A 10,500-nucleotide genomic window follows, 5' to 3' on the forward strand; every position below is an offset into this window, starting at 1 on the left:
AAGGAATTCTATGAGGTCGGTATTCCGTGGTCACCCGACGATTATGATGATATTAAAAGTAGTCTTGTACTTACAAAGAAAAATACAACGATAGCTCCTAATATTACTCTCTGCGGAGAGATACCGAATACCGTAGCCTTTGAAGGGATGCCTGAAGGTTTTTATACCGGGGATAAGACGGATAAGGCTGTTGATATGATGAAAGATGAGCAAATGCTTATTTTTGATACTGAGAGAGGGCTGTATATATTTCTCGGGTGCAGTCATCCCGGTGTTGTAAACTGTTTGAATTACGCTTTAAAGCAATTCCCAGGCAGGAAAATTGATACATTGGTGGCTGGAATGCACTTGGACAGTGCAAGCCCATCGCGCTTGCAAATGACCATTCAGCATATGATCGATTTGGATATACACAAAGTCGTGCCCCTTCATTGTACAGGTATTTTTGCCATTTCAGAAATGAAGCGGTTTTTAGGAAGCAGATGCCTTCCGTTATGTGCGGGAGATTCTTTGGAAATTTAATAAGGAGATAGAAAAAATGGTTCATACTTATTCGCTTAACGGTTATAATATTGCGATAGATGGGAACAGCGGAAATGTTCATGTGCTCGATGATATAACCTATCATATGCTCGAAGATATGCATGAGATGCCATCGTTGGCAGATGTACGGAAAAAACTTAAAGAAAAATATACTATAGATGAAATTGATGAAGCTTATAATGAAATCAAAGCATTGGCTGATAATGACATGCTTTTTTGCTCGGAGGAGAAGTTAGAAAAGGCCGCGGCCTCAAAACAAATGGATACCAGCTTGAAAGCACTTTGTCTGCATGTATCTCATGATTGTAATTTACGGTGTGAATACTGCTTTGCGTCAAGCGGGGATTATAATAGCGGACGCAAGCTCATGAGCAGGGACGTTGCGTTAAAAGCCGTGGATTACCTCGTTCAGAATTCGGGAGGCAGGCATAATATAGAGATTGATTTTTTTGGTGGTGAACCACTGATGAATTTCAATGTGGTAAAAGAAACTGTTGCCTACGGCAGGCAGATCGAAGGGGCAACGGGGAAACGTTTCTATTTTACAATTACGACGAACGGTACCATGCTGGATAAGGAAAAGATCGACTTTATCAACGAAAATATGGATAATGTTGTGATAAGCATCGACGGTCGTAAAGAGGTACATGATGCAGTTCGCTACGATCGGATAGGCCGGGGAAGCTATGATAGGATTATGACGTCAGCCAAAGAGCTTGTTGCTGGGCGAAACGGGAAAAGCTACTTTATTCGAGGTACATTTACGGCAAGGAATAAGGATTTTTCAAAAGATGTCATGCATCTTGCTGATATGGGATTTAAAGAGATATCCGTCGAACCGGTGGTGGGCTCGGGAGGGGATTTATATTTTCAAGAATCCGATATACCAGAGCTATTAAAAGAATACGAAAACCTGGCGCTCCAATATGTAGAGAGACGGGCTGCCGACCGCCAGTTCCGCTTCTATCATTTCGATATCAACCTCTATGACGGGCCTTGTTTATTTAAAAGGATAACTGCTTGCGGGGCCGGATATGAATACCTGGCAGTATCGCCAGATGGGGATTTATATCCATGCCACCAGTTTGTAGGGCAGGATGAATTTATTCTAGGGAATGTGTTTGACGGCATCAGCAATAAGGATATGAGCGATAAATTCAAGGGAAACAATATATTTACAAAGCAAAAGTGCAGGAATTGCTGGGCTAAGCTGTTTTGCTCCGGAGGATGCCATGCAAACGCATATTTTTCAAACGGCATTATTTCAGAACCTAATGAACTCGCCTGTGCTCTGCAAAAAAAGAGGATTGAATGCGCTATCATGATACAGGCATTGGAAGCTGATGTCTAAACATCAGATATCCACCTGTATATTTCTTTTTTTGTAGGGTATTCTTCAATTTTTTCTATTTTGCCGTTAACATAAGTAGCTGGCAGTATATCAATGCCTGCGCAGCATATCAGATGCCACAGGTCATTGTTTTGTCTAAACTGTTCCCGATCTTTCACAAAAGAATATCTCTTTATGCAAATATTTTTAGACCCAAGTATTTTACATAGCTTGTTAAAACTGCGTAGACCCATATTGTCGGCAGCTTCACCATTATTTTCGTATACAATAATTTCAAAATCATCCTTTTTAGTTTCCATAAAATGATCACAACCTCAAGGCTTTCCACAGCGGTAGACAATTGCCTATTCTGATTTACTTGTTCAAACGATCACTCTATTTTTTAAAAAACATAGTTTCAATTTTATCAGCCGCGTCTTTTAAATAATCATTGTTGAATCTTTCAAATTCACCCTTATCGGCAAGCTGTGCCATGATGGGATCGATCGGTACTCTGCCGAGGACATCAATGCCCAACTCTTTTGCGGTTTCTGTTAGATTGCTTTCACCGAACAGCTTGATTTCTTTGCCGCAATCCGGGCATTTCACATAACTCATATTTTCCACAACCCCCAAAACAGGAATATTCATCTGTTTTGCCATGTTATACGCCTTTTTCACGATCATGGAAACAAGCTCCTGAGGTGAAGTCACAATCACAACCCCGTTCAAAGGAATTGACTGAAATATAGTAAGGGGTATATCTCCTGTTCCGGGTGGCATATCGATAAACAGGAAGTCTAAGTCTCCCCATATTACATCTGTCCAGAATTGCTTAACGGCGCTCGCAAGCAAAGGACCTCTCCAAATAACCGGCGCATCTGCCTGCTCAAGTAGTAAATTGATGGACATGATACGGATATCATTGCGCGTTTTTTCTGGGAAAATTCCCATTTCGCTTGCCTGCGCTTTTCTAGCAATACCGAACATTTTAGGGATGGATGGTCCTGTGATATCCGCATCCAAAATGCCTGTGCTGTAGCCTTTTCTACTCATCAAAATAGACAGCATGGCGGTGACGAGGGATTTCCCAACGCCACCCTTGCCGCTAACGACTCCTATTACTTTCTTGATCGAGTTTAGCTCATTCGTTTTTTCTAGAAAGCTTTTAGAATTTTTTTCTGACATCAATTTTCTACCTCCTGAATATTCAAAAACTATCAACTTATCCTTATTTTTTGTTCTTTGTAGTGTTTTCCGACCAGTTTTGGACGACTTTTATAGACTCCTCGACGGAGGACGTTTCCCCGAAAACTCCAATCATCGTAATATGCTGCGGGCAGGAACCAGCTATTTCAGCGATTTGGACATCAGAGGATTTCTCTGCGATATCGGCCGCGGCGATGATTTCCGCCAGTTGTCCTTGTATTAATCCCACTGAATTTACGGGCCCATCGTTTAAATATTCCTTTACTTGTTTGTCGCTTATTTTTCGCAATAAAAGGCGAATAGTGCTTTTGGAAGGATTATTAATTATTTTTATATTTAACATATTTGTGTCTTTAATAGCTCCTTAGTCATCAATAATGCAATTATGGGCTTATGCCTACAACAATATTCTAGTACAATTATGAGCATACGTCAATATTATTGCCAAAAAGATTTCAGTGCCGAAGCAAGGGAGGATTATAATCTATAGAAAGAAATATTTTTAAGATGCTCATTGACATATAACCATAATGGAGTTATGATGATTATGAACATAAGACAATAACTATTGTGGCAATCAAGCTTGAAAACGGTAAAGCGATTGTAAGCAGCGAGTGCGTCTAATGTGGTGTGTGCATAGCGGAATGCCCAAGTAAAGCTATCGGCTTATAATTTCAGAAAGGAGACATGATTATGCCTGGAAAAGATGGAACCGGCCCTATGGGGCAAGGTCCAATTGCAGGAAGAAGAGCGGGGTTAGGAGGCCAACGCGGAACAACAAGCGCAGGTCCTGCGGGGTATTGTGTTTGCCCAAAATGCGGGGAAAAAATTATTCATACGGTAGGAGTTCCTTGTATGTCTATGAAATGCCCTAAGTGTGGAGCAGCTATGATAAGAGATTCTTAGAAAAGTTGATATATGTATGGCTGAATAACAAAAGCTCCTTTCTGGTGGCGATTAGCAACATAAACCAGAAAGGAGCTTTTGTTAGTGTGCCCGGTATGGGCACAGTCTAACGGATGAAAGTCCCGAACATGCCCGATAGTGGGAAATGTATAGCCATAAAAATTTTTTAAAAAGTTATTGACATATGCTCATAACTTGGTTATAATGATAATGGACATAGAACGTGAGATAAGAAGATAATATTGGAAGGAGGTGAGCTAACATGCCTAGAGGAGATGGAACCGGGCCGGCCGGATTGGGGCCTAGGACGGGCAGAGCGGCAGGATATTGTGCCGGTTATGCCGTGCCTGGATATATGAATCCGGTAGGGTTCTACGGCAGAGGTCGTGGATATAGGCGCATGTATTACGCTACTGGTTTGCCGTTTTGGGCGCGCGGAGGATATGCGGCACCGTATGCAGCACCGCTTTATAATACGGCTTATGATACGAACGAAGAAGAGGCGCTGACAGAGCAACTCGAGCTTATGCAAGAGCAGATTAAAGCGGTACAAAAGCGTTTGGACCAGTTAAAAAAGGATAAGGATCAGGAAGAATAGCTTCTTTGCTATGCAGATGAAAGATGCCGTACGCTTGTTCAAGCGTACGGCATCTTTCATCTATTCGCTATCTATTTTATTCTTCATTATTTCCCATATATCTTTGATAGCCAAAGCTGCCGGTCCGCCATATTTTACTGGTGGAATACCATGAGCTATGGCATTTATAACGTTCTTATCAAAAGGAATTTTGCCGATGACCGGGATACCTTGATCATAACAGAAGTATTCTATATTTCGGCTTTGCTCCTCAGATAAATCGTATTTATTTATGCATACCGATACATCAACTTTAAAGTTAGCTATTAATTCCAATAAACGCTGTAAATCGTGCAGACTTGATGCGGTTGGTTCTGTAACTATCAATACCATATCCGCATCAGATAATGCTGATATTACCGGACAACCTATACCAGGCGGTCCGTCGATTATAATATAGGGGGCTTCCTGCTGTTCTGCCATTTCTTTTGCTGAGCGCAGCACCTCGGCTACCAACTTGCCGGAATTCTCTTCTGCTGTGCCTAGTTTGGCATGTACCAAAGTTCCATATGGGGTATCGGATATATACCAATGTCCTGACAAATTGTCTTTCATGCTTACGGCATTACGCGGGCATATATGGTAACATACGCCGCATCCCTCGCATAATACAGGGTCGACTTGGAAATTGTTTATGGCGTCAAAACGGCATGTCTGTATACAAAGACGACAATGTGTGCATTTCTCACTATCTATAATCGCTTTTTTCGAACCATAGAATTCGTGAGTTTCTATTATTGAAGGCTGGAGCACGAGATAAAGATCAGCGGCATCCACATCAGCGTCCGCCATTATCTTATTTTCACATAGGGCAGCTATGGAACTGGTGACCGATGTTTTACCAGTACCACCTTTGCCGCTTATTATCAGGATCTCTTTCATTATCTCGACCTCCGTTCAATATCGTCCCATAAGTTTTGAAATGCCTGCTCCCATTCCGGGTCGGCCTCCACCAATGGAATACCTTGGGCATAATAGGCCGCATACTGGCGCTGAAAGGGTATGCTCATAAGTATGGGTATATCATTTTTACCGCAATATTCCTTTATTATGTCGTCGTTTTCATCCGACCGATTTATTATAACGCCTAAAGGAATGTTCAACGTTCTTACCATATCCACGGCCAGCATCAGGTCATTTAGGCCAAAAGGGGTCGGTTCTGTCACCAACAAACAAAAATCAGCCTTGTTTACCGATGCCACAACCGGGCATGATGTGCCGGGAGGGGCATCTATAAGAACGGCATCTAAATCAGCCGCCCTTCGTCTTACCTCTTTTATGAGCGTGGCTGTGGCTGTGCTGGAAGGTTTAAGCCGTCCTTGTATAAAGGAAATATCCTGCGCGTATCCGGTTGCTATTGTACCGATAGTTTCCGGTTTTTCCGTTATAGCGCCGGTAGGACAAAAAAGCGTACATCCGCCGCATCCATGGCATAATTCTGGGAAAGTCAAAACATGATTGCCCAAAACCGCTATGGCGTGGAAAAAGCATACCTCAGCACAGCGCCCGCATAGATTGCACAACTCGTTATCCACTGATGGTATGGGGATAGATATTTCTTCCTCAGCATCAAATTTCGGATTGAGGAAAATGGCGGCATTCGGCTCTTCCACATCGCAGTCCAGCAACTGAACCGTTTTATGCTTACGCAGGGATAACGCCATATTTACAGCTATGGTGGTTTTACCGGTACCGCCTTTACCGCTGGCTATAGCAACTATCATTTATTTTTCAACCTTTCAATCGCGCATGCTTATGGCTCCGCGACGACATTCATCAACACATGCGCCGCAACCTATACATTCATCGGGGTCCACCTCAGCTTTGCCAAGCGCCATCGTTATAGCATCTACGGGGCATACCATCATACAATCGCCGCAACCGCTGCACCGAACTTTGTCTACAATTGCTATCATTTTTTTCATCCTTTCTTTAGTGATCGCAAAGGCTTTCTCCGTCTTGGAGTTTATCATTTACAAATGCTTCTATTACCTCGTCTATCGTGCCGGTTACGCCAAGTATAGGCTTTATGCCGAGCTGATTAAAAATAGCTTGGGCTTGTGTACCCATACCGCCGGCGATGATATAATTTATAGATTCCTTTGCCAGATAATGCGGTAGAAATCCCGGTTCGTGCCCGGGGTTCATAATGATGGTTTTATTTTTTACATGGCCGTTGTCTATATCGACCAGCGTATATGTTGAGCAGTGGCCAAAATGTTGAGATACATAATCGCCCTCTGTGGCTATGGCTATTCTGGCGGTTTTTCCGGCAACCGGATGGATGTCATGCTTTGAGCTTACGGTAGCTGTTGAGATTTTTTCCAATACGCCACGCTTATACATTTCAACGACCTGCTCCACACTGCCGCTAGCTGCAGCGTATACATCGATGCCGGCAGCTTGAAGTGCTTGTATGGCATTTGGCCCTACGTTACCTGTTATAACGGCATTCACGCCTTTTGCCGCCAGCATTTGGGCGGTAGATATACCGGCTCCGCTTGCAGAAGCAGTGCTATCGTTTTCGATGCATTCCCAAGAATCCTTATCTATATCGTATATGATGAAAAACGGACTTCTGCCAAACCTGCTATCTATCGGTACGGACGGTGTCCGCCCTGTGGCTGTAACTGCTATTTTCACATTAACATACCTCCGTTTATTTTTATAGTGAGCATATGCTCTAATAGTAAGTATAATCATATTATGGTCATATGTCAATAATATTGTGAAATATAGTATTTGATACAAGATATAAAAAAGGTTATAATCTATATAGATTCTATATAGATTATAACGACAGGAGTGGATGGAATGCCGAGACCGCCAAAGACCAGATTTGTAGAAGATCTACCATATATCTCGCTTTTTAAACCGATGGGAATACCCATGAGGCAGCTGGAGGAAGTCGTTTTAAGTATAGAGGAATTTGAAGCTATAAGGCTTAAGGATTTGGAAGGGCTGGAACAAAAAGAGTGCGCACAGCGCATGCAGATCTCGCGTCCTACATTTCAGCGGATACTGGTTACCGCTCATCAGAAGATCGCCGAGGCTTTGATTGACGGAAAGGCTATACGTATAGAGGGCGGCAATTACCAGGTAACAAAAAGGCATTTCCGCTGTGCCTCATGCGGTTATGAATTTGAAGAACCGTATGGTACCGGACGCGGGTGTGACATGGTATGCCCGCAATGCCATCAGAAAACAATATACAGGGTCGATTCCGATGGCGGAGAAGGAATGCCAAATCGGTCATGCAAGCGTAGAGGCCATGGTCATGATGGAGAACCATCTTAAGTCAGCGGAGAAAATTTATTTATGATGCAGGATAAGACAACGGATCTAAGCTATATGAGACCATGCTTAGTCGGTCTTTGTTTTTTATCAGAGAAAGGGGTACAATGGATCAACAACTTTGGGAAAAATGCGTAGCGTTTCATGGACACCAATGTCCGGGATTAGCTATCGGTTTTCGAGCTTGTGAAGCAGCAATAGAAAAATTAGGATTGGAGTTTTCTGCCGACGAAGAAATTGTATGCGTGACGGAAAACGATGCTTGCGGCGTGGATGCCATACAGGTGATTACCGGCTGCACGCTTGGAAAGGGTAATTTGCTTTATCATGGGACCGGCAAGATGGCTTTCAATTTCTATAATCGAAAGACGGGGGAAAGTTTGCGTGTGATTGCAAAGCCAAACGCAGGGAATATGGATCGCACTCAAAGGCAAGCATTTATCCTGAACGCGCCGATTGATGAGGTATTCTCTTTTGGCAAACCGCGATATGGGGTGCCGGAGAAAGCCAGGCTTTTCTCTACCGTCGTATGCGAAATATGCGGCGAAGAAGCGCCGGAACACAAGATACGCCTACAAGACGGAAAAAAGGTCTGTCTGGATTGCTTTCGGGATTATTCGAGAGGATGGTAGCCATGATAAAGCCTGAAAAAGAGGAGGTTTGTATGTGAATATAGAACTGAAACCGATCGGTATAATTCATAGCCGGTATAAAGATAAAAAAGACGCACCTCGTCAAGGAAGGCTTTCAGATAATCTTGCGGTCATCGAATTATTTGATGAATATGTGCCCGGGCTGAAAGGCGTGGAAACCTTGACTAACCTGTTTGTAATGTACTGGGGGGACAGGTCGGACAGGAACGTGTTGCAAAGCACTACACCATTTAGTACCGAGCAAATCGGCGTGTTTTCCAGCCGCTCTCCGAATCGCCCAAACCCTATCGCGCTGTGCATCGTTGACCTTGTTTCGGTCGACGGAAATAAACTGACTGTGAGAGGTTTGGACGCGCTGGATGGCAGCTTGCTTCTTGACATCAAAGCCTATTCCAGTTCGCTTGACTGTATACCCTCAGCGCGGATCGGATGGCAAGATTCTAAAGGAGGGAATCATGGATATGCATAAGCGCATAAGATGGATAACGCTATCAGCGGTGCTTTTAGCTATAACTTTAGTGGTTCAAATGATAGGATTACCCCAGCCTGTAACCGGCCCGCTTGTTAACGCTATGCTATTTCTATCAGGGGCCTTTGTGGGCGCAATAAGCGGTATAATTATAGGCCTGCTGACGCCTTGGATAGCCTTTTTAAGGGGCATATTGGCGCCTCCCCTGGCGCCTATGATACCGTTTATAATGATAGGCAATGGCGTTATGGTGTTACTGTTTTGGTTGGGCCGACAATTTATGGGTAAGCGGTGGGGTTCTGTTATCGGTATCGCCGCCGGTTCAATAGTAAAATTCCTTATACTGTCGTCAGCTGTACGCTTCGTAGTATCTGTACCTCAGCCGATAGCTCAGGCTATGCAACTTCCGCAGCTTATAAATGCTTTGATAGGGGGTTTTGCGGCATTAGCTATTGAAGCTGCTATAAAGGCTGTTTTAAAAAATACTGCCTATCTACAATAACCTGTTCAATTCATATACGCAGCGTTAAAAAGCCTTCATCTTTTAATAGTAGAAAATAGCGATTGCAAAAGAACACTAGAACCATTTGTGGAACAAGCATATAACTAGTGGCGTTATAGAATTTCGCATACAAAAAAGGGTTTGGGAGAATATCCCAAGCCCTGCAAGCCGCTAAAATATTGGAGCTGGCGAAGGGACTCGAACCCTTAACCTGCTGATTACAAATCAGCTGCTCTGCCGATTGAGCTATGCCAGCTTACCAGACTTATTTTGATTTCCTTGTTGTGCACGATGCCTTTTGGGCTGCGCTTTTATTCCCAGAATCAAATAATGCGGCGTCCGCGGTTTTCCCGCGCGCGCTATAATATGAAAATATCTAATGGTGCGCCTGGAGGGATTCGAACCCCCAGCCTCTTAGTCCGTAGCCAAGCGCTCTATCCAATTGGGCTACAGGCGCTCATCACATCATCTAGTATAGACCATCTTTATGCTTTCGTCAAGAGTGAAATTTAGTCATTCAAATGATCAAAGTTCGCCGTTTTTTATGCGAAAATATGATATAATATATAAGAGAGCATACAAACATATGGAGGAATATAAATGCCTGAAGAGGAACAAACAAAAGTTATAGAAGTAAATCTCGAAGAAGAGATGAAACATTCATACATAGATTATGCCATGAGCGTCATAGTGGGCAGAGCACTGCCTGATGTACGTGATGGCTTAAAACCAGTACATCGCCGCATACTTTATGCTATGAACGAGTTAGGCTTGGCAGCTGAAAAATCGTATAGAAAATCGGCCAGGATAGTCGGTGACGTGCTCGGAAAATATCATCCGCACGGCGAGGCTGCGGTGTACGACAGCATGGTGCGTATGGCACAGGATTTCAGCATGAGATATCCATTGGTAGACGGGCATGGTAATTTCGGATCAATAGACAATGATCCTCCGGCG

At 43.4% G+C, this 10,500-nt stretch carries 15 protein-coding genes and 2 tRNA genes; 8 read left to right on the plus strand and 9 right to left on the minus strand.

The genetic code is table 11. The annotated features are described in order from the left end of the window. Both JG770_RS09390 and scfB read left to right on the plus strand, forming a co-directional pair. On the plus strand, positions 1 to 522 hold a 522-nt coding region (locus JG770_RS09390; RefSeq protein ID WP_291958203.1), incomplete at its 5' end, for an MBL fold metallo-hydrolase. Between the two features lie 16 nt (positions 523 to 538). Continuing rightward, positions 539 to 1,894 (plus strand): thioether cross-link-forming SCIFF peptide maturase, encoded by a 1,356-nt coding sequence (gene scfB / locus JG770_RS09395; RefSeq protein WP_291958206.1) that lies wholly within the window; start codon positions 539 to 541, stop codon positions 1,892 to 1,894. Here scfB and JG770_RS09400 read toward each other — a convergent pair. From JG770_RS09400 to JG770_RS09410, 3 genes are all read right to left on the minus strand, one after another. Continuing rightward, positions 1,891 to 2,193: an arsenic metallochaperone ArsD family protein gene (locus tag JG770_RS09400; protein WP_291958208.1), complete on the minus strand. Its 303-nt coding sequence runs from the start codon at positions 2,191 to 2,193 to the stop codon at positions 1,891 to 1,893. The two genes, scfB and JG770_RS09400, sit on opposite strands and share 4 nt — an antisense overlap. A 76-nt stretch (positions 2,194 to 2,269) precedes the next feature. Next, a complete protein-coding gene (locus tag JG770_RS09405; RefSeq protein ID WP_291958210.1) occupies positions 2,270 to 3,061 on the minus strand; it encodes an Mrp/NBP35 family ATP-binding protein in 792 nt (263 codons plus the stop codon). 43 nt (positions 3,062 to 3,104) lie between these two features. Beyond that, complete coding sequence (locus JG770_RS09410; protein ID WP_291958213.1) at positions 3,105 to 3,425, minus strand: BMC domain-containing protein; 321 nt, start codon at positions 3,423 to 3,425, stop codon at positions 3,105 to 3,107. Between the two features lie 825 nt (positions 3,426 to 4,250). On the opposite strand from JG770_RS09410, the gene JG770_RS09415 reads away from it, so the two are divergent. Beyond that, complete coding sequence (locus JG770_RS09415) at positions 4,251 to 4,586, plus strand: DUF5320 domain-containing protein (protein ID WP_291958214.1); 336 nt, start codon at positions 4,251 to 4,253, stop codon at positions 4,584 to 4,586. 60 nt (positions 4,587 to 4,646) lie between these two features. On the opposite strand, the gene JG770_RS09420 is transcribed toward JG770_RS09415, so the two are convergent. The 4 genes from JG770_RS09420 to JG770_RS09435 are packed head-to-tail and all read right to left on the minus strand — an operon-like array spanning position 4,647 to position 7,268. Continuing rightward, the gene (locus tag JG770_RS09420; RefSeq protein ID WP_291958216.1) at positions 4,647 to 5,507 is read right to left on the minus strand and encodes an ATP-binding protein; all 861 of its coding nucleotides are present in this window, start codon (positions 5,505 to 5,507) and stop codon (positions 4,647 to 4,649) included. Next, complete coding sequence (locus tag JG770_RS09425) at positions 5,507 to 6,349, minus strand: ATP-binding protein (RefSeq protein WP_291958218.1); 843 nt, start codon at positions 6,347 to 6,349, stop codon at positions 5,507 to 5,509. The genes JG770_RS09420 and JG770_RS09425 overlap by 1 nt, the downstream gene beginning before the upstream one ends. A gap of 15 nt (positions 6,350 to 6,364) precedes the next feature. Beyond that, positions 6,365 to 6,550: a 4Fe-4S binding protein gene (locus JG770_RS09430; protein WP_363320994.1), complete on the minus strand. Its 186-nt coding sequence runs from the start codon at positions 6,548 to 6,550 to the stop codon at positions 6,365 to 6,367. A 7-nt stretch (positions 6,551 to 6,557) separates the two neighbouring features. Continuing rightward, a complete protein-coding gene (locus JG770_RS09435; RefSeq protein WP_291958223.1) occupies positions 6,558 to 7,268 on the minus strand; it encodes a NifB/NifX family molybdenum-iron cluster-binding protein in 711 nt (236 codons plus the stop codon). Between the two features lie 171 nt (positions 7,269 to 7,439). Between JG770_RS09435 and JG770_RS09440 the strand changes: the two genes are divergently transcribed. From JG770_RS09440 to JG770_RS09455, 4 genes are all read left to right on the plus strand, one after another. Next, positions 7,440 to 7,922 carry a DUF134 domain-containing protein gene (locus tag JG770_RS09440; RefSeq protein WP_291958226.1) on the plus strand — a complete coding sequence of 161 codons (483 nt, stop codon included), beginning with the start codon at positions 7,440 to 7,442 and terminating at the stop codon, positions 7,920 to 7,922. 104 nt (positions 7,923 to 8,026) lie between these two features. Continuing rightward, entirely contained in the window at positions 8,027 to 8,551 is a 525-nt protein-coding gene (locus tag JG770_RS09445; RefSeq protein ID WP_291958228.1) for an FmdE family protein, read from the plus strand. Positions 8,552 to 8,585: 34 nt separating this feature from the next. Then, a complete protein-coding gene (gene tsaA, locus JG770_RS09450) occupies positions 8,586 to 9,041 on the plus strand; it encodes a tRNA (N6-threonylcarbamoyladenosine(37)-N6)-methyltransferase TrmO (protein WP_363320993.1) in 456 nt (151 codons plus the stop codon). Continuing rightward, positions 9,028 to 9,543, plus strand: a complete 516-nt coding sequence (locus JG770_RS09455) for an ECF transporter S component (RefSeq protein WP_291958231.1) — start codon at positions 9,028 to 9,030, stop codon at positions 9,541 to 9,543. The genes tsaA and JG770_RS09455 overlap by 14 nt, the downstream gene beginning before the upstream one ends. Before the next feature lie 180 nt (positions 9,544 to 9,723). Here JG770_RS09455 and JG770_RS09460 read toward each other — a convergent pair. Both JG770_RS09460 and JG770_RS09465 read right to left on the minus strand, forming a co-directional pair. Beyond that, positions 9,724 to 9,799 (minus strand) — tRNA-Thr (locus JG770_RS09460). Positions 9,800 to 9,923: 124 nt separating this feature from the next. Then, positions 9,924 to 10,000 (minus strand) — tRNA-Arg (locus JG770_RS09465). 143 nt (positions 10,001 to 10,143) lie between these two features. Here JG770_RS09465 and JG770_RS09470 point away from each other — a divergent pair. Next, the coding region (locus tag JG770_RS09470; RefSeq protein ID WP_291958233.1) for a DNA gyrase subunit A at positions 10,144 to 10,500 on the plus strand (357 nt) is incomplete at its 3' end.

Origin of the sequence: Mahella sp., from assembly GCF_020054945.1 — a bacterium.
GTDB lineage: Bacteria > Bacillota > Clostridia > Mahellales > Mahellaceae > Mahella.

Bases quoted from the DNA above. Each gene is read 5' to 3' on its own strand.
- scfB (WP_291958206.1), top strand. From the start codon at position 539: ATGGTTCATACTTATTCGCTTAACGGTTATAATATTGCGATAGATGGG.
- JG770_RS09400 (WP_291958208.1), bottom strand. From the start codon at position 2,193: ATGGAAACTAAAAAGGATGATTTTGAAATTATTGTATACGAAAATAAT.
- JG770_RS09405 (WP_291958210.1), bottom strand. From the start codon at position 3,061: ATGTCAGAAAAAAATTCTAAAAGCTTTCTAGAAAAAACGAATGAGCTA.
- JG770_RS09410 (WP_291958213.1), bottom strand. From the start codon at position 3,425: ATGTTAAATATAAAAATAATTAATAATCCTTCCAAAAGCACTATTCGC.
- JG770_RS09415 (WP_291958214.1), top strand. From the start codon at position 4,251: ATGCCTAGAGGAGATGGAACCGGGCCGGCCGGATTGGGGCCTAGGACG.
- JG770_RS09420 (WP_291958216.1), bottom strand. From the start codon at position 5,507: ATGAAAGAGATCCTGATAATAAGCGGCAAAGGTGGTACTGGTAAAACA.
- JG770_RS09425 (WP_291958218.1), bottom strand. From the start codon at position 6,349: ATGATAGTTGCTATAGCCAGCGGTAAAGGCGGTACCGGTAAAACCACC.
- JG770_RS09430 (WP_363320994.1), bottom strand. From the start codon at position 6,550: ATGAAAAAAATGATAGCAATTGTAGACAAAGTTCGGTGCAGCGGTTGC.
- JG770_RS09440 (WP_291958226.1), top strand. From the start codon at position 7,440: ATGCCGAGACCGCCAAAGACCAGATTTGTAGAAGATCTACCATATATC.
- JG770_RS09445 (WP_291958228.1), top strand. From the start codon at position 8,027: ATGGATCAACAACTTTGGGAAAAATGCGTAGCGTTTCATGGACACCAA.
- JG770_RS09455 (WP_291958231.1), top strand. From the start codon at position 9,028: ATGGATATGCATAAGCGCATAAGATGGATAACGCTATCAGCGGTGCTT.